Genomic DNA, 17,403 nt, shown 5'->3' with positions numbered 1-17,403 from the left:
CCCGCCCCACCCGCGACAGTGCCATGGCCGACTGGGAGGCAGAAGGCTGGAAAGAGGCCCCCATTCCGGTCTGGCAGCTGATGAACTTCGTCGCCCTGCAAGATGGCAAGCAGGGGCTGGCGGTATTGAGCGATGGCCTGCGCGAGTTTGAAGTGATCGGCGAGCAGTGCGACACCCTGGCGCTCACCCTGCTGCGCGGGGTCGGCGTACTCGGTAAAGAGGAGCTGCTGCTGCGCCCGGGTCGCCCCTCCGGCATCAAGTTGCCCACCCCGGACTCTCAGGTACGCGGCAAGCTCAGCTGCCGTTTCAGTCTGCTGGCGTTTGCCGGTGATCACATCAGCGCCAACGTGATGCAGGCGGCGCGCAGCTACCTCACTCCGGTGCGCTGCTACAACAAGATCCCGTTCGATGCCATGAAGCTCAACAAGGCGAGCTTCACCACCCCGCTCCACTTCAGCCTGCTCACCATGGATCCGTCCGGCCCGGTGCTGAGCGCCCTGAAAAAGGCCGAAGATGAAGAGGCACTGGTGATCCGGGTCTACAACCCGAGCGAACAGGCGGTACTGGAGGGTGGCAAGGTCACTAGCGAGCACACCTTGAGCGACTGGCAAGCGGTGCGGATGGACGAGCAGCCCCTGCCCCTTGAACTGGCCGCTGGCGAGTTTGGCGAACTGGCGCAGTGCCACTCCCGCAGCGTGCGTTTTCGGGTGACTCGCCGCTAACGGTCGGTAACACGCTCTGGTAGCAACAGGCGAGAGAGGAGCATCCCCTCCCCGCCTGCTTATCCCTCAGGCAGGCCTATCTCGCTTGATAAAGGCATAAAAAAATCCCCGCCAATTGGCGGGGATTTTTATTGGAACGGTATCAACACCCGTCAGCGAGAGCAATCCGCTTAGTTGGCCTTGCGCAGGATCTGCTCAAGGTAGCGGGCGAAGTCGTGACCGTGATGCTCCAGCAGTTTCGGGAACATGGAGATGGAGGTCATGCCCGGGAAGGTGTTGATTTCGTTGAGCAGGATCTCGCCCTCGTCGGTCAGGAAGAAGTCGATGCGGGAGAGGTGAGTCAGTTTCAGCTGACGGAACGCCTTGAGGGCGTACTCGTGAATAGCGTCGGCCTGCGCCTGGGTCAGCCCCTCGGCACGCAGTGCGGTCTCGGTATGGCTGGCACTGCTGTACTTCTCTTCATAGGTGTAGAACTTGTCCTGCGGGACACAGATCTCGCCCGGATAGGTGGCCACCAGCTCGTCACCGTACTGGTAAACCGCCACTTCCAGCTCGCGCGGCTTGACCGCTTTTTCAATCAAAACCTGTTCGGAGTAACCGAAGGCATCGGCAATGCCCTTCACCAGATCCGCTTCGTTGCTGGCGGAGTAGCAGCCAACGGAAGAGCCCTGGGAGGCCGCCTTGATAAAGACCTTGCCCCACTTGGCCAGCGCCGCTTTCGCCTCAGCCAGAGCCGCATCACCCTGTTCGGTCAGGAACAGATAAGGGGTATTGGGGATGCCGATGGCGGAGAGCCACAGCTTGGTGGTGATCTTGTTGAAGCAGATCTTGCTCGCTTCGGCGTCGCAACCGAGATAAGGCAGGCCGGCCAGCTCGAGGAAGGATTGCAGATCGCCGGTCTCACCCGGGTAACCGTGGATGCAGGGCACCACGTAGTCTACCGGACGGGCCACACTGTCAAACGAGAGCAGCTTGTCGAGCCCCAGTTTGCACTCGCGACCGTCGGCGCTGAGCCAGCGGTCGGCAAACATCTCGACGCGGGTCACTTCGACACCGGGCAGGAGAGCGAGTTGTTTTTCGAGGAAATTGGCGCTGCGCAGAGAGACTTCGTGCTCGGAGCCACCGCCGCCGCACAGCAGCAAGACATGCATGTTCTTCATTAGATGTGATCCCTTGGGAAAAGCGGCCTCGTCATGACCATTTGATAAGCCAACCACCATAAAAACCGGACGAAGCCAGATACGAACATAAGTGCGCGCCAGTGTAGCAAGGGAGATCAACCCTTGTCAGCTGATGGGAGACCCATGACCCCACTTCTTGCAGTGAAAAGTCTCCCCTGTGTCAAAATCGGGACACATTGCCCCTCAGCGCGGGGGATCGACCCTTCCCATGCCGTTGCCATTGACCCGAAACCAGCCGGCAATGCTGTAGCGCTCACGATTGGCAGGCAGCACCTCGTGGGGAAACTCCTCGGAGAGAAACATGACCAGCCGCCCCCCCTTGGGGCTGACATCCATCAGAAACTGCTCCTTGTCGTCATACATGCGCAGCACTCCACCCGCTTCGGGCAGCCAGTCGTTATTTAGGTAAAACACGGTGGTAAGACGGCGGTTGGAGCGACCGGCAAAGGCATCCCGATGGGTGGCGTAAAAATCCCCGCTGCGATAGCGGGCGAAGTGGGCCTCGTAGTCGAACAATCCCAGCATCAGCATCCGGTTGGCGGCAAGACGCAGGGACTCCATCCGGGCGAGGTAGTCGGCCACCGGCGCACCGAGGGAGGGCTCCAGCCAGTGGATCTGGTCACGGCGAATATCGGGATTGCCCTGGTGCAGGGCGTCACGGCCGATCCCGGCCGGTTGCCATTCGCTTGGCAAACAGGCTTTGAGGGCATCCACCTCGGCGGCGGTCAAAAAATCATCCACTATCACCCATCCCCGAGTGTAAATGGCATCCATGGCAGCTTGATAGTCCAAGATTGGCTCACAATGAGTGGAAAGAGGGCGCTTTGTAGCGACTTACCGGCAAAGTCACAAACCGGTTTGCTTCTCTTGAGAAGTCCCAACATCAATACGCGAGTTGCTGCCCGCCTCCCCGCATTTTTGTCGCCAGTTGTGATCCCGCCCTGCCAAAGAGCGTATTGGCTGTCGAAACTGTGATGGCCCTTGCAATCAAGGGGAAGAGAGAGTGCGGGTCTCTTGCCGCAAAAAGAGCCAACCGATACCGTAGTTCCATCACCATCATGCCGTTCATCTGGCAATTATCGCCACGACCGAACACCTCACGGACAACCAAGAAAAGGTTCTGCTTATGCCTCTGCCCGATCTCACTTTGCAACGACTGGATGGTACCCCCTACCCGCTGACTCAACTGGCGGGCAAGGTGGTGCTGGTGGTCAATGTGGCCAGTCGCTGCGGCTTTACTCCCCAATATGAAGGGCTGGAAACGCTCTATCGGGAACTCGGCCCCAAGGGGCTGGTGATTTTGGGCTTCCCCTGCAATCAGTTCGGCAATCAGGAGCCGGGGGATGCCGAGGAGATCGCCCGTTTCTGCTCCCTCGACTACCCGGTCACCTTCCCCATCATGGCCAAATGCGATGTCAACGGCGAGCAGGCCCACCCGCTCTATCAGTGGCTCAAAAAGGAGAAACCGGGGCTGCTGGGGCTGGAAAACGTCAAGTGGAACTTCACCAAATTCCTGATCGACCGTGACGGCAACGTGGTGGAGCGGTTTGCTCCCACCACCAAGCCGGAGAGTCTGGTCGCCCCTATCCGCGACCTGCTCTGATTGCTGTTTGCGGCACATAAAGAGCGGCCGGTGCAACAGCTACTGCGCAGCGGCCGCTCTTTTGCTATATTACGCCCCCGTTATCATTTCCATATCGTGGCTGGCGCCCGCGCCGGTCATCCGCTGAGCCAAAGGCTCACCAGAGGAGTTTCTCTCGAACATGTCATTCAACGAACTGGGTCTGTCTCCGCATATTCTGCGGGCCGTCAAGGAGCTGGGTTACGAACAGCCAACCCCCATCCAGCAGCAAGCCATTCCGGCCATTCTGGCCGGTCAGGATGTGCTCGGCGGCGCTCAGACAGGCACAGGCAAAACGGCCGGTTTCACCCTGCCGATGTTGCAGCGTCTGCTGGCCAACCACGGTCGTGGCCGTCGTCAGGTACGCGCACTGGTACTGACCCCGACCCGCGAACTGGCGGCACAGGTGGGCGAGAGCATCATCAAGTATGCCCACCACCTGCCATTCAAGACTCTCATCGCCTATGGCGGTGTCAGCATCAAGCCCAATCTGGACGCCATCAAGCTGGGGGTGGACATTCTGGTCGCCACCCCGGGCCGTCTGCTGGATCTGCTGACCCAGGGCGCCCTGACCCTGAGCCAGCTGGAAGTGCTGGTGCTGGATGAAGCGGATCGCATGCTCGACATGGGCTTTATCGTCGACATCCGCCGCATCATGAAGGCGCTGCCTGCAGAGCGGCAAACCCTGCTCTTCTCTGCCACCTTCTCAAACGATATCAAGGCGCTGACGGATGATCTGCTGAACGACCCCACCCTGATCGAGGTGGACCCCAGCAATACTGCCGCCGAACAGGTGACCCAGCGCATCATTCAGGTGGATCGGGAACGCCGCCGCGAGCTGCTCTCCCACATGATTGGCCGTGGCAACTGGCAGCGGGTGCTGGTGTTTGTCCGCACCAAGCAGATCGCCGACCGCCTCGCCCAGCAGATGCAAAAAGATGGCCTCAATACCGTGGCGATCCACGGTGACAAGAGCCAGGGTGCCCGCAACCGGGCGCTGGCCGATTTTCGCAGTGGCGAGGTGCGGGTGCTGGTAGCGACCGATATCGCCGCCCGCGGTCTGGACATCGATCAACTGCCCTACGTGATCAACTTTGAACTGCCCCAGATGGCGGAGGATTACATCCACCGTATCGGCCGTACCGGCCGCGCCGGTCGTGGCGGCGAGGCCATCTCGCTGGTCAGCCAGGACGAGCTGGGTCAGCTCAAGGCGATCGAAGCCCTGATCGGCCAATCCCTGTCCGTGGAGATCCTGGAAGGGTATGAGCCAAGCGGCAAGCCGAGTCGCCAGACTCTGCCGGGCAGCAAGCCGGTGCAGAACCCGCCTCGGGCTCGCGGTCATGCCAACGCCAAGAGCAGCAATGCCAAGGGCAAGCCAGCCGCGGGCAAGGGCAAAGCCAAGGGTGATGCCAGCAAAAATCCCGCCCAGTCTCCTCAAAACAAGTCCCGCAAGCGCGAAGTAGTGGGCGAGGATATCGGCTTTGCGCCAATGCGCCGCTTGCCCAAAGCAATGCGCGACAGCTATCAGGAGAGCAGCGACGAGTAAGCTCGCGCGACGCTAACTGCCAAGCCAAAAGAGGGAGCCCGCAAGGCTCCCTCTTTCGTTATGGATCGCACGGAGCAGTGCAAGTGCTCCTTGCAAATGCTCCGCTCGGGCTCAAACCAGCGAATGGCGTACCGCGGCAGTACCATGGCTGGGCGGCGCTGAACCATCGAGCGGATTGAGCTGCAAGAACTCGAACAAGCCAGCCTGCATATTGACGTTCCAGAAGCGTCCGGCGAGGGTGAGTTGCAACCGTGCATTCTCGACCTCGGCCAGCCCGTGCTGCTGCCAGACGGCAAAAAGCGGCATCATATGGGTCAGCAAAGGCGCTGGCAGACGATCCAGCGCCAGCACACCGCTGTCGAGGGCGCCACGCAGCAGACCGTCCATCCTTGCATTGGGATTGCGCCCCATCACCATCCCGGGCGCCCGCTTGCCACTGGCCAGCGCATCGTGCCAGGGGGCCAGATCCCGCCCATACATCAAGCCGTGACCAAGAATACTGCCCCCCGCACCGGCACCAAAAGGGAGGATCTCCGCACCGCGCTTGGCCATCTGGTTATAGCGACTCTGCTCGGCCGGACTGCGCCGCCAGTGGCTGCAAGATAGACGCTCCCAGCCGTGGGCTTCCAGTTGCGCTCCGCCATAGGCATACATGGCCGCCCGCTGCTGACCATCGGCGAGCCAATCCAGGGTGCCCTTCTCCTGCGCTCGCTCCAGATTGGTGCCCTGCATAGCGATGAGCTGGTAGAGATCGACCCCGTGTACACCGCTCGCCATCACATCACGGATATCCTGCTGCCACACGGCATCATCCTGACCGGGCAGACCAAAGATAAGATCCGCCACGATCACAGCCGCATCATCCCGGGTCAGCTCACCCAGACGGGTCAGCAGCGTCTCCCTGTCATCGAAACGGGCCGCCTGCTGACGCACCCGGGTATCAAAACTCTGCACCCCGAATGAGAAACGGTTGAAGCCCCCCGCCAGCGCCGCCTGCCATTTCTCATCATCAAAGCCGTTGAGCCGCCCCTCCAGCGTCACCTCGGCATCCGCCGCCAGCGGGAAACGGCGGATCACGGCGGCCAGCATGGCCAGCTCGTCGGCGCTCATGTCGGTCGGTGTACCGCCCCCCACATAGACGGCTGAAAACGGCATGCTCTGCGCCAGCGGGGTGTCAGCCGCCTGCGCAAGGGAGGCGCAGAGGGCGTTGACATAGCGGTTGATCCGCGCCGGGTTGGCACCATTTTCAAAGAAATTGCAGAAACTGCAGCGCTTTCGGCAAAACGGAATATGGATGTAGAGGGCGCGCTCCTCAGCTTCACTCTCTCGCTGCCACCAGCTCTGCCAGCCAGCCTCATCCAGCGGGAAGGGGCGCATCCCTCCCCGACTGGCGTGAGCCGAGGTCTTGGCGCTAAAAGCAAACTTGAGGGGATCCGGCGTGGCAATACCGGTCATGGAAGGGGTCAGATTCATGATGGTCACTATTATCAGCAAATAATGACAATGATAACGATTATCGTTACTGGCAATTTGTTCTGGATCAACCCGAGGAGCAGCCCCCCTCCCGAAAGGTATTTTGGCAACCAGCATTACCGATCTGCTTAACAGATTATTTACTCAAGAGTGGTTATCGTGTGCCGATAGAGAACCATCTCCCGCCGTTTCTTCGTCTACGATCAAGATGATACGGGATCACATAACAACACCAAGCGCATGGAACTTGCCCAAAATGCATAACCTCTCCTTGAACTGGAAAATATTCCTCCCTCTTGCGCTGGTCATCAGCACCACCTTTGGCCTCTGCTTCGAGCTCTCCGCCTGGCTGCAACGGGATCTCGCCATCCGGCTGGCAGAGGAGAAAGTTGAGAGCATGGCCAACACCTATATGGATCAGGTGAACGTGCTGATGATGACAGGTGGCATGGCCAACCGGCAGATAGTGCAGACCAAACTCAAGAGTGAAGCGGGCATCGTTGAGGCCCGCCTGGTGCGCGCGCCGGCCGTCAGCAACCTGTTTGGCCCGGGTCACCCGGATCAGAAAGCGCAGGATCCCCTCGATGAGCGTGCCATCAATCAGGGCGAAGCCATCCTGGAGCAGCAGGGCAACCGGCTCACCCTGATCAAACCGTTCAAAGCTTACAAGGAGTATCGCGGCACCCAGTGCCTCACCTGTCACCAGGTCAATGAAGGAACCGTGATGGGGGCAGTGCGGATCAGTTATGACCTCAGCCACACCTTCGGCGAGATCCGCCACAACAACCTGATCCTGAGCGGCAGCCTGGCCGCCGTCTTCAGCCTCGGCTTCGGCTTGCTCTGGTGGGTATTGCAACGTTACGTGAAACACCCCCTGCGCCAGTTGCAGCTCACCATGATCCGGATGGCCAAAGAGCGCGACCTCGCCCTCCCCCTGGTCAATCACAGCCGGGATGAACTGGGCCAGATGACCCGCGCCGTCAATGACATGGTGCAGGGATTCCGCCACAGCCTGCAGGAGGTGGAAGGGGCAACCCACCAGCTCTATCAGGAGTCGAACCAGATCCGTCAGGTGGCGACCCAGACCGAAAACTCGGCCCGTCAACAAGAGGGGATGACCACCCAGGTCGCCGCCGCCGTAAGCGAACTGGCCACCAGCTCTCATGAAGTGCGCGAACATGCCCGCCACAGCGCCGAGCTCTCCGCCCTCACCAATCAGGATGCCGCCGACACCAGCCGCCTCGCCCAGCACTCCATCACAGATATGGGCGAGATGTCGGCAGAGATCGATCGGGTGGATCAGGTGATCCAGCAACTCGACAGCCGCTGCCTGGCTGTTGACGGTGTGCTCGAGGTGATCAAAGGGATTGCCGATCAGACCAACCTGCTGGCCCTCAACGCTGCGATTGAAGCGGCGCGGGCAGGTGAGCAAGGCCGTGGCTTTGCGGTGGTGGCCGATGAAGTGCGGGCCCTCTCCAACCGTAGCCGCGCCGCCAGCGAGGAGATCTCCCAGATGATCGCCACCCTGCAAAATGAGGCCCAGAGCGCAGTTACGGTGATCGGGGATGCAAAAAGCAAAGCCGATGAGAGCATCAGCAAAACCGAGGCGACCCTGGCAGCCATGCAGAACATCATCGAGCGCATCGCCCGCATCAACGACCTCAACGCCCAGATGGCCCAGTCGGCCGAAGAGCAGGACAGGGTCTGCCATGAGGTAGACAGCTCGGTGAGCGATATTCGCAACACCTCCAACGACACCCTGGGTCAGGCGCACGCCGCCAACCTCGCCAGCATTCAGCTGGTAGAGCAGTGCCAGAAACTGGAGGCGCTGCTGAAAACCTACCGCTGGTAATCCACTTCACCAACGAAAAAGCGCGACCCGAGGGTCGCGCTTTTGCTTTATGGATTCGATTTGGCCGAACGGCCGCGTTGCTACTCAAGCGGCGCTCTGATTATTAGCAGCGCCGCCAGGATAGCTTTAACGGGCGTTACGGGTTGCGACGGCATCCGCCAGATTGCGCAGCAGCACTTCGGTATCGGCCCAACCGATGCAGGCATCGGTGATGCTCTGACCGACGGTGAGTTCACACCCTTCCACCAGATCCTGACGGCCTTCTACCAGATGGCTCTCCACCATCACACCAAACACCGCTTTGCTGCCGGCACGCAGTTGGCCGGCCACATCCTCGGCCACCACCATCTGGTTCTTGAACTGCTTGCTGCTGTTGGCATGACTAAAGTCGATCATCACCTTCTGCGGCAGACCGGCCTTCTCCAACCCCTTCACAACTTCGCTGACATGGGCCGCGCTGTAGTTCGGCTCACGGCCACCACGCAGAATGATGTGACAGTCCGGGTTGCCGCGGGTCGCCACGATGGCGGAGTGACCGTATTTGGTAACCGAAAGGAAGTGGTGCGGCGCACTGGCAGCGCCAATGGCATCGATGGCAACCTTGATGGTGCCGTCAGTGCCGTTCTTGAAGCCCACCGGACAGGAGAGACCGGAGGCCAGCTCGCGGTGTACCTGGGATTCGGTAGTACGGGCACCGATCGCGCCCCAGCTCATCAGATCCGCCACATATTGCGGGGTGATCATGTCGAGGAACTCGGAGGCAGTCGGCAGCCCCATGTCGTTGAGATCCAGCAACAGCTTGCGACCAATGCGCAGACCATCGTTGATCTTGCAGCTGTTGTCGAGGTACGGATCGTTGATCAGCCCCTTCCAGCCCACTGTGGTACGCGGTTTTTCGAAGTAGACCCGCATCACGATCTCCAGCTGATCTTTCAGCTCGTCGCGCAGCGCCTTGAGGCGCTTGCCATACTCCAGCGCGGCAACCGGATCATGGATGGAGCAAGGACCAATCACCACCAGCAGACGATCATCTTCGCCAGCCAGGATATTGTGAATGGCCTGACGGGATTCAAACACGGTGGACGAGGCCACCTCGGTAGCCGGAAACTTCTCAAGCACCGCAACCGGGGGTAATAACTCTTTGATTTCACTGATACGAACGTCGTCGGTTTGATGCTGCATGACAAGGCTTCCTGCTAGATGACTGCGATTAGGAAATCTCAACATAGCCCGCGACAGGGCATGTGTAAATAGGAAATTACAGCAATTACAAAACTATTTTATATGGCAATCTTGCAAGTTATTGAAATGATGCTAAGCGAAATGACGATGCTGGTGAGGAAGGCAAAAAGGCCCGCTCAGCGCGGGCCCGAAGCGTCGGTGATGACGGGTTTGTCAGTGATCAGCCACGCTGGCTGATACTGGCCAGCTTGTCGAAGTAATCCGGGAAGGTCTTCGAGGTGCACTTGGGATCATTGATGGTGACCGGTGTATCCGACAGCGCCACCAGCGAGAAGCACATGGCGATACGGTGATCGTTGTAGGTATCGATCTCGGCATGCTTGAGCTGGGTCGGCGGGGTCACGGTGATGAAATCATGCCCCTCCTCCACTTCGACGCCCAGCTTGCGCAGCTCGGTCGCCATGGCGTGCAGACGATCGGTCTCTTTCACCCGCCAGTTGTAGATATTGCGAATGGAGGTCGGCCCCTCGGCAAACAGCGCGGCAACGGCGATGGTCATGGCCGCATCGGGAATATGGTTCATGTCCATATCCACTCCGTGCAGCGGCGCCTGCTCCGCCTCGATGAAATCATCGCCCCAGGTGATGCGCGCGCCCATCTTCTCCAGCACGTCGGCGAAGTGAATATCACCCTGAATGCTGTGCTTGCCGATGCCGGTGACCCGCACCTTGCCCTTGATGGCGCCCGCCGCGAGGAAGTAGGAGGCGCTGGAGGCATCCCCTTCCACCAGAAAATCACCCGGGCTGATGTAGGTCTGGTTGCCCTTGATGTAGAACAGCTTGTAGTTGTCGTGCTCGATGACCACCCCGAACTGCTTCATGATGTGCAGGGTGATGTCGATGTAGGGCTTGGAGACCAGCTCTCCCTTGATGTGGATCCGGGTATCACCGGCTGCCATCGGCGCCGCCATCAAAAACGCGGTCAGGAACTGGCTGGAGACGGAACCATCGACGTGCACATCACCGCCCCACAGCCCCTTGGCATCCACCACCAGCGGCGGATAACCATCGTGTTTCAGGTACTGGATATGGGCTCCCGCTTCACGCAGGGCATCCACCAGATGGCCGATAGGACGCTCTTCCATGCGCGGCTCGCCGCCCAAGGTATATTCACCGGAACCTAGGCATAGCGCGGCGCAGAGCGGACGCATCGCAGTACCGGCGTTGCCAAGGAACAGATTGACCGGCTCTTTCACCGCGAAGCTGCGACCCAGACCCTGCACGGTACACTCGGTCTTGTCGGCAGAGAGCTTGTACTTGACCCCGAGCTGGGTCAGCGCAGCCAGCATATGACGAATGTCATCGCTGTCGAGCAGGTTGGTCAGACGGGTGGTGCCACGAGCCAGCGCCGCCAGCAGCAGCGCACGGTTAGAGACACTCTTGGAGCCGGGCAGATTGACCTCACCGGCCACACGAGAAATGGGTTCCAAACGCAACGAATTCATAGACTTCCTGTGCTATCTCAAAAATAAACGCCTGTCCGGACGTTAACAGCCTGCGTCCCGCTCGGCAAGGGCACTTTCAGGGGAAATCGCACGGCAAACGCCAGCGCGCTGGTTCTGTTGAAAAAAAGACGCCGGGGTATCCTCGGCGTCTTGAATCACTGCAATAGCTGGAAGCGGCTCACTGGTTGTCACGAGAGGCCACCAGCAAACAAATAGGGACTCTCTTCTCAGCCGTTGCGCTTGGCAAAGCCATCCATAAAGCTGACCAGGGCCTTCACCCCCTCCAGCGGCATGGCGTTGTAGATGCTGGCACGCATGCCACCGACGATGCGGTGCCCTTTGAGGGCCAGCAGGCCAGCGGCTTCCGATTCGGCCAGGAACTGCTTGTCCAGCTCGGCATTTTTCAGCTGGAACGGAATGTTCATCCGCGAACGGCAGCTGACATCCACCTGATTGCCATAGAAGCTCGACTGATCGAGATAGTCGTAGAGGAAGTCGGCCTTCTCCTTGTTGCGCGCTTCCATCGCCTCGAGGCCACCCTGTTCTTTCAGCCACTCGAACACCAGACCGGCCAGATACCAGGCGTAGGTGGGCGGCGTGTTGAACATGGAGTCGTTCTTGGCGGTGAGCTGATAGTCAAAAATAGAGGGGACATCGGCTCTGGCCTGATCCAGCAAGTCATCGCGCACGATGGCGATGGCAAGCCCGGACGGCCCGATATTTTTCTGGGCACCAGCATAGATGATGCCAAAGCGGCTCACGTCGAGAGGACGGGAGAGAATGGTGGAGGAGAGATCCGCCACCAGCGGCACCTCGCCAGTGGCCGGGATGTCAAACATCTCGATGCCGTCAATGGTTTCGTTCGGGCAGTAGTGAACATAGGCCGTATCGGCGCGAAACGCCGGGGTCGGCAACAGGTGAGAGATCCCCTGCTCGTTCTTGGCAACCCCCTGGAAGGTCTGGATATCGCCATACTTTTTGGCTTCATCCACCGCGCTCTGGGACCAGACGCCAGTCAGCAGGAAGTCCGCCTTCTTGTTGGCCCCACCCAGCAGGTTCATGGGCACGGCGGAGAACTGACCGCGGCCGCCGCCGTGCATGAAGAGCACCTTGTAGTTGTCCGGCACAGCCAGCAGTTCGCGCAAATCAGCTTCGGCCTTCTCGGCAACCGCCATGTAGGGCTTGCCGCGATGGGAAAGCTCCATGACCGAGGCTCCCAGCCCCTGAAAATTACAAAATTCGCGCTGGGCGCGCTCCATGACTTCAACCGGCAGCATGGCGGGGCCGGCGCAGAAGTTGTAAATCTGTTTGCTCATGACGCTTTCCGTGAGTGGATGAGAGTAATCGATGACTTGTCAGGTTTTACACAAGAGCAGCCAGCGGATCAAAGGCTTTTTGGGAGCTGGCTCAACCTTTTACCGTCACTCTGCGTCCCCCTTGCAGTAGAAAAAGCCCTGAACGGGTCAGGGCTTGCAGGGAACATGCACAGAAATGGCGGGCAGAGCGCATAAACGACCACAGTCCAGCCATTTCTGACAAATTTACAGTTTGGCGGTGAGCTCCGGCAGCAGAGTGAAGAGATCCCCCACCAGCCCGTAGTCCGCCACCTGAAAGATGGGGGCGTCGCTGTCCTTGTTGATGGCCACGATCACCTTCGACTCCTTCATCCCCGCCAGATGCTGGATGGCCCCCGAAATACCGACCGCGATATAGAGCTCGGGCGCCACCACCTTGCCGGTCTGCCCCACCTGCAGATCGTTGGCGACATATCCCGCATCAACAGCGGCTCGCGATGCCCCCACCGCCCCACCCAGCTTGTCGGCCAGCGCCTCAATCAGGGCAAACTGCGCCTTGGAACCAAGGGCGCGACCACCGGAGACAACCACCCGGGCGGCGGTCAGTTCGGGCCTGCTGGAGCGCACCGCTCGGCGCTCGACCAACCGGGTACGGCCTGCGAATTCGGGCACGGCCAAGTGCTCGATGAGAGCCTGCCCGCCCGTCGCCGCCTTGGCAAACGCGGTGGCCCGCACCGTCATCACCTTGACGGGCGCCGAGCTTGCCACTCTGGCAATGGCATTGCCCGCATAGATGGGGCGCAGGAAGGTATCGCTGCTCTCGATAGCCGTCACCTCGGAGAGCATCTCCACCCCGAGCCGGGCCGCCACCTGTGGCAGCAGCGCCTTGCCCATGGCACTCGCCGCCATCAGGCAGTGGCTGTAACCTTCGCACCAGCTGGCCAGCAGCTTGTCCACCCCATCCAGCAGCCCGTCGGCCAAGCGGGGATGTTCGGCAAGCAACACCTTGTCGACACCGCCAATGGCAGCCGCCTGTTCACCCGCCTCGGTCAGCCCCTGCCCCAGCAACAGCAGATCAACTTGACCGCCGATGGATCCGGCGGCGGTGACCAGTTGTGCCACGTTATCGGCCAGATGGCCCTGATGATGTTCGGCAATGATCAGCACGCTCATGGCAGCACCTTCGCTTCATGTTTGAGTTTGTCCACCAGCTCGTCCACCGAGCCCACCTTGCTCCCGGCGCTGCGGGCTGGCGGCGCCATCACCCCGAGCAAACGGGTCTGGTTGGCCACCTCAACGGCGAGTGTCGAGAACGGAGCGTTATCAAGCGGCTTGCGCTTGGCCTTCATGATGTTCGGCAGCGAGGCAAAACGTGGTTCATTCAAACGCAGATCGGCGCTCACCACCGCAGGCAACGGCATGCCCATGGTCTCGAGGCCACCGTCGATTTCGCGAGTCACCAGCAGTTCTCCCGCTTCCACCTTGAGGGCTGACGCGCAGGTCGCCAGCGGCCACTCATTGAGGGCCGCCAGCATCTGGGCCACCTGATTGTTGTCTGAATCGATGGACTGCTTGCCAAGCAGCACCAGATCCGGCTGCTCCTGCTCACACACCTTGTGCAAGGCGCGGGCAACCGTCAGCGGAGCGAGCGTCTCATCGGTGACATAATGCAACGCCCGATCCGCCCCCAGCGCCAGCCCATGGCGCAGTTGCTCGGCGGCAGCGTCAGGGCCAAAGGTCACTACCACCAGTTCGCTGGCAACCCCGGCTTCCCGCAGCCTGACCCCCTCCTCCACCGCAATTTCACAAAAGGGGTTGATCCCCATCTTAACATTGGCGAGCTCCACATCGGAGCCGTCTCCCTTCACCCGGATCTTGACGTTGTAGTCGACTACCCGTTTGATCGCGACCAGCAGCTTCATGGGGTCATGCCTCGTCTCTTTGGATTGAATTCATTAGTGTGCCTCTGCGTTTGTTGCAGTACGCTCTTCCCTGATTTTTTGCTTTTTCTTGCTCAGTTTTGCTTACAACTGCTTTACGTTTACGTAAACTACCAGCATTACCCTAGGCCAACCAGAGCGCAGAGGCAAGATGGAACGGGAAGCAATGGAATTTGATGTCGTCATCGTCGGCGGCGGTCCGGCGGGGCTCAGTGCAGCCATCGCCCTGAAACAGCAGGATGCCACTCTCTCGGTCTGCCTGCTGGAGAAGGGAGCGGAAATTGGCGCCCATCTGCTCTCCGGCGCCCTGTTTGACCCCATCGCCTTGCAAGAGCTGCTGCCGGATGGCTGGCAGCAAGCGCCGCTCGGCGTGCCGGTCAGCGACGATCAGGTTCATCTGCTGCAAAGCGAGCAACACTCTCTGCAACTCCCCGCCTGGGCGGTGCCACCCCGGATGCACAATGAGGGCTGTCACATCGTCAGCCTCGGCAATCTCTGCCGCTGGCTTGGCCAACAGGCGGAAAAACTGGGAGTCGAAATTTACCCGGGGTTTACCGCCAGCGAACTTATCATGGAAGCGGGCCGGGTCAAGGGGGTGATCACCGGCGATCTGGGGCTGGATCGGGCGGGCAATCCAAAAGCTGATCATGTGCCCGGCATGGCGCTGCTCGGCCGCTACACCCTCTTTGCCGAGGGGGCCCGCGGTCATCTCGGCAAACAGCTGATCGCCGCATTCAATCTGGCAAGCCCTGCCCAGCCCCAGCACTATGCCATCGGCTTCAAGGAGCTGTGGCAACTGCCTGCTGGCCAAGGCAAAGCGGGACAGGTGCTGCACGGCAGTGGCTGGCCCCTTGGCAAGCAGGGGGACGGCAATAGCCACGGTGGCTTCTATCTCTATCACATGGAGGGGGATCAGGTGGCAGTCGGGCTGATTGTCGATCTCAACTACCAGAATCCCTGGCTCAGCCCGTTCGACGAATTCCAGCGCCTCAAGCATCACCCGCTTATCGCTGGCGTGTTGCAAGATGGGGAGCGCATCAGCTATGGCGCCCGCGCCATCACCAAGGGGGGCTGGCACGCCCTGCCCCGTATGCACTTCCCGGGCGGCCTGCTGATCGGTTGTGATGCGGGCACTCTCGACTTTTCCCGCATCAAGGGGATCCACACCGCCATGAAGTCCGGCATGCTGGCGGCAAAAACCGTCGCGATGGTGCTGCGGGGGGGCGATGAGGGAGGCCGGGATCTGGCCCAGTATGGTGACGAGCTGCACCAGAGCTGGCTGGCCCGCGAACTCAAGGCGGCGCGCAACTTCGGCGCGGTGCTTCACCGCTATGGTCCCTGGTTGGGCGGTGCCTTCAACTGGCTGGAGCAGCGGCTGTTTGGCGCAAACTCGCCCTTCAAGCTGCTCGATAAGGCTCACGATTATCGTCAGCTGCGTGTGGCCAGCCGCTGCGAGCCCATCCATTATCCCAAACCCGATGGCAAGCTGAGCTTTGACAAGCTCTCATCTGTGTATCTGGCCAACACCAGTCACGACGAGGATCAACCTTGCCACCTCAAGCTGCAGGACGAGCGCATTCCGGTCGAGGTCAATCTGCCCACCTGGGCTGAACCCGCCCAACGCTACTGCCCGGCCGGGGTGTTTGAAGTACTGGAAACGGAAGGTGCGGCCAAACTGCAGATCAATGCAGCCAACTGCATTCACTGCAAGACCTGTGACATTAAAGATCCCAGTCAAAATATCATCTGGACACCGCCACAAGGGGGCTCCGGGCCCAATTATCCGAATATGTGATGAAGCGGGGCAGCGGCAACAAGCAGCCCCAGCTGCCCCTCCCCCAGCCAAAGGCGGGTTCTACCCCGCATAGCCGCTCAGGTGATCCGACCTCGCTGTTTTTTTGAACAAACAAGCTGAATCCCTGATGAATAGCCCCTGACAAGCGCGGCCCGCCCCTGTATAGTTCGCCGCATTCAGGTTTTCCATCGGCCCGATCTGCTTATCCACGGGATCGCCTTCTGCAGCGATCTAAGGCCGCATGACCTGTGCAACCATCCCTGATTACCCATGACTTTTTAAGGGGGGACAGATGATCACCGCCTACATTCTCAACAACAAGGTGCTGGACATAGTCACGCTCGGGCCTGACGACATAGTACCTGACAACACGGTCTGGCTGGATGCCTACAAGCCGGACACGGCAGAGCGAGAATGGTTGACGGGCCTGTTCCTGGAAGAGGTCCCCGACAAGGAAGAGCTCGACGACATCGAAGCATCCGCCCGTTTTTACTGGGATACCGATGGTCTGCACATTCACTCCCTGTTTCCCCAGCGGATCGGTCGTGACACCAAGGGTGTCCACGTCTCCTTTACCCTGCGCAACAACCTGCTGATCAGCATTCGTGAAGATGACATCGGGCTGGTGCGCCTGCTGCGCCACTATATGCGCCAGGATCGGCTGGAGGTGGAGGATGCCCTCGATATCCTGCTGGAGGTGCAAAACCTCAAGGTGGAGTACCTCTCCGACCTTATCGAGGATGGTTACAAGACCTTGGAAAACACCGCCGATCAGATCTTCGAGCCGGATCAGATCAACCCCATGCTCAAAGAGTTGATGGCACAGGAAGAGGCCAACGGCCAGATCCGTCTCTCTCTGCACGATACCCGCCGCGCCCTGCGTTTCCTCAAACGCAGCCTGCGCCAGCGCATGAGCCTTGAGCAGAACAAGTGGATCGACGAGATGCTGCACGACGTGGAATCCCTGTTGCCCCACACCCAGTTCCTGTTCGACAAGATCAACTTCCAGCTGGAGGCCTCCATGGGGGTGACCAATCTGGAGCAGAACAAGGTGATCAAGATCTTCTCGGTAGCCGCCGTGATCTTCCTGCCGCCGACCCTGATCGCCAGTATCTACGGCATGAACTTTGGCCGCATGCCGGAGCTCGCCTGGGAGTATGGTTATCCCATGTCACTGGTGCTGATGGTGATGTCATCGCTCGGCACCGGCCTCTTCTTCAAGCGCAAAGGCTGGCTGTAACGCCGCCGACGCGCGCTGCGATATCTGAAGAAACGGATTGGGGGGCATGGCC

14 protein-coding genes are annotated in these 17,403 nt (G+C 60.0%); 6 read left to right on the top strand and 8 right to left on the bottom strand.

Features of this window, described 5'->3' with window-relative positions:
• Positions 1 to 722: glycosyl hydrolase-related protein (locus tag DBR30_RS22045; RefSeq protein WP_308813270.1), on the top strand; the 722-nt coding region annotated here is incomplete at its 5' end.
• 170 nt (positions 723 to 892) lie between these two features.
• On the opposite strand, the gene DBR30_RS10585 is transcribed toward DBR30_RS22045, so the two are convergent.
• Complete coding sequence (locus DBR30_RS10585; RefSeq protein ID WP_108541718.1) at positions 893 to 1,882, bottom strand: D-alanine--D-alanine ligase; 990 nt, start codon at positions 1,880 to 1,882, stop codon at positions 893 to 895.
• A gap of 204 nt (positions 1,883 to 2,086) precedes the next feature.
• Positions 2,087 to 2,695: a 2OG-Fe(II) oxygenase gene (locus DBR30_RS10580; protein ID WP_005360026.1), complete on the bottom strand. Its 609-nt coding sequence runs from the start codon at positions 2,693 to 2,695 to the stop codon at positions 2,087 to 2,089.
• A gap of 334 nt (positions 2,696 to 3,029) precedes the next feature.
• Between DBR30_RS10580 and DBR30_RS10575 the strand changes: the two genes are divergently transcribed.
• Together DBR30_RS10575 and DBR30_RS10570 are read left to right on the top strand one after the other, a co-directional pair.
• The gene (locus DBR30_RS10575; protein ID WP_108541716.1) at positions 3,030 to 3,506 is read left to right on the top strand and encodes a glutathione peroxidase; all 477 of its coding nucleotides are present in this window, start codon (positions 3,030 to 3,032) and stop codon (positions 3,504 to 3,506) included.
• Between the two features lie 160 nt (positions 3,507 to 3,666).
• Positions 3,667 to 5,070 carry a DEAD/DEAH box helicase gene (locus tag DBR30_RS10570; RefSeq protein WP_108541715.1) on the top strand — a complete coding sequence of 468 codons (1,404 nt, stop codon included), beginning with the start codon at positions 3,667 to 3,669 and terminating at the stop codon, positions 5,068 to 5,070.
• A 111-nt stretch (positions 5,071 to 5,181) separates the two neighbouring features.
• Here the strand turns inward: DBR30_RS10570 and hutW are convergent, their stop codons facing one another.
• The gene (gene hutW, locus DBR30_RS10565) at positions 5,182 to 6,543 is read right to left on the bottom strand and encodes a heme anaerobic degradation radical SAM methyltransferase ChuW/HutW (RefSeq protein WP_108588338.1); all 1,362 of its coding nucleotides are present in this window, start codon (positions 6,541 to 6,543) and stop codon (positions 5,182 to 5,184) included.
• Between the two features lie 256 nt (positions 6,544 to 6,799).
• Here hutW and DBR30_RS10560 point away from each other — a divergent pair, with 256 nt between their 5' ends.
• Positions 6,800 to 8,395, top strand: coding sequence for a methyl-accepting chemotaxis protein (locus DBR30_RS10560; protein ID WP_108540680.1), 1,596 nt, complete (start codon positions 6,800 to 6,802; stop codon positions 8,393 to 8,395).
• Positions 8,396 to 8,521: 126 nt separating this feature from the next.
• Here DBR30_RS10560 and aroG read toward each other — a convergent pair whose 3' ends face one another.
• The 5 genes from aroG to DBR30_RS10535 all read right to left on the bottom strand — a co-directional run bounded on the left by aroG (position 8,522) and on the right by DBR30_RS10535 (position 14,298).
• Positions 8,522 to 9,577, bottom strand: coding sequence for a 3-deoxy-7-phosphoheptulonate synthase AroG (aroG, locus tag DBR30_RS10555; RefSeq protein WP_042080388.1), 1,056 nt, complete (start codon positions 9,575 to 9,577; stop codon positions 8,522 to 8,524).
• A 220-nt stretch (positions 9,578 to 9,797) separates the two neighbouring features.
• On the bottom strand, positions 9,798 to 11,081 hold the full coding sequence (aroA, locus tag DBR30_RS10550) for a 3-phosphoshikimate 1-carboxyvinyltransferase (RefSeq protein WP_005351267.1): 1,284 nt from the start codon (positions 11,079 to 11,081) through the stop codon (positions 9,798 to 9,800).
• 227 nt (positions 11,082 to 11,308) lie between these two features.
• Positions 11,309 to 12,397, bottom strand: a complete 1,089-nt coding sequence (gene serC / locus DBR30_RS10545; protein WP_108540678.1) for a 3-phosphoserine/phosphohydroxythreonine transaminase — start codon at positions 12,395 to 12,397, stop codon at positions 11,309 to 11,311.
• A 225-nt stretch (positions 12,398 to 12,622) separates the two neighbouring features.
• Positions 12,623 to 13,549 carry an electron transfer flavoprotein subunit alpha/FixB family protein gene (locus DBR30_RS10540; protein ID WP_108588337.1) on the bottom strand — a complete coding sequence of 309 codons (927 nt, stop codon included), beginning with the start codon at positions 13,547 to 13,549 and terminating at the stop codon, positions 12,623 to 12,625.
• The gene (locus DBR30_RS10535) at positions 13,546 to 14,298 is read right to left on the bottom strand and encodes an electron transfer flavoprotein subunit beta/FixA family protein (protein WP_108539628.1); all 753 of its coding nucleotides are present in this window, start codon (positions 14,296 to 14,298) and stop codon (positions 13,546 to 13,548) included. The genes DBR30_RS10540 and DBR30_RS10535 overlap by 4 nt, the downstream gene beginning before the upstream one ends.
• A gap of 169 nt (positions 14,299 to 14,467) precedes the next feature.
• Between DBR30_RS10535 and DBR30_RS10530 the strand changes: the two genes are divergently transcribed.
• Positions 14,468 to 16,111 (top strand): electron transfer flavoprotein-ubiquinone oxidoreductase, encoded by a 1,644-nt coding sequence (locus DBR30_RS10530; protein WP_108539625.1) that lies wholly within the window; start codon positions 14,468 to 14,470, stop codon positions 16,109 to 16,111.
• 292 nt (positions 16,112 to 16,403) lie between these two features.
• Complete coding sequence (corA, locus tag DBR30_RS10525; protein WP_005337059.1) at positions 16,404 to 17,351, top strand: magnesium/cobalt transporter CorA; 948 nt, start codon at positions 16,404 to 16,406, stop codon at positions 17,349 to 17,351.
• Positions 17,352 to 17,403: the final 52 nt, after the last annotated feature.

This window comes from Aeromonas sp. HMWF017 (assembly GCF_003061465.1).
Classification (GTDB): domain Bacteria; phylum Pseudomonadota; class Gammaproteobacteria; order Enterobacterales; family Aeromonadaceae; genus Aeromonas; species Aeromonas veronii.
This window is presented reverse-complemented; position numbering and strand designations above follow the sequence as displayed.

Coding starts and splice junctions, on each gene's coding strand:
- DBR30_RS10585 (WP_108541718.1), bottom strand. CDS start 1,882: ATGAAGAACATGCATGTCTTGCTGCTGTGCGGCGGCGGTGGCTCCGAG.
- DBR30_RS10575 (WP_108541716.1), top strand. CDS start 3,030: ATGCCTCTGCCCGATCTCACTTTGCAACGACTGGATGGTACCCCCTAC.
- DBR30_RS10570 (WP_108541715.1), top strand. CDS start 3,667: ATGTCATTCAACGAACTGGGTCTGTCTCCGCATATTCTGCGGGCCGTC.
- hutW (WP_108588338.1), bottom strand. CDS start 6,543: ATGAATCTGACCCCTTCCATGACCGGTATTGCCACGCCGGATCCCCTC.
- DBR30_RS10560 (WP_108540680.1), top strand. CDS start 6,800: ATGCATAACCTCTCCTTGAACTGGAAAATATTCCTCCCTCTTGCGCTG.
- aroG (WP_042080388.1), bottom strand. CDS start 9,577: ATGCAGCATCAAACCGACGACGTTCGTATCAGTGAAATCAAAGAGTTA.
- aroA (WP_005351267.1), bottom strand. CDS start 11,081: ATGAATTCGTTGCGTTTGGAACCCATTTCTCGTGTGGCCGGTGAGGTC.
- serC (WP_108540678.1), bottom strand. CDS start 12,397: ATGAGCAAACAGATTTACAACTTCTGCGCCGGCCCCGCCATGCTGCCG.
- DBR30_RS10540 (WP_108588337.1), bottom strand. CDS start 13,549: ATGAGCGTGCTGATCATTGCCGAACATCATCAGGGCCATCTGGCCGAT.
- DBR30_RS10535 (WP_108539628.1), bottom strand. CDS start 14,298: ATGAAGCTGCTGGTCGCGATCAAACGGGTAGTCGACTACAACGTCAAG.
- DBR30_RS10530 (WP_108539625.1), top strand. CDS start 14,468: ATGGAACGGGAAGCAATGGAATTTGATGTCGTCATCGTCGGCGGCGGT.
- corA (WP_005337059.1), top strand. CDS start 16,404: ATGATCACCGCCTACATTCTCAACAACAAGGTGCTGGACATAGTCACG.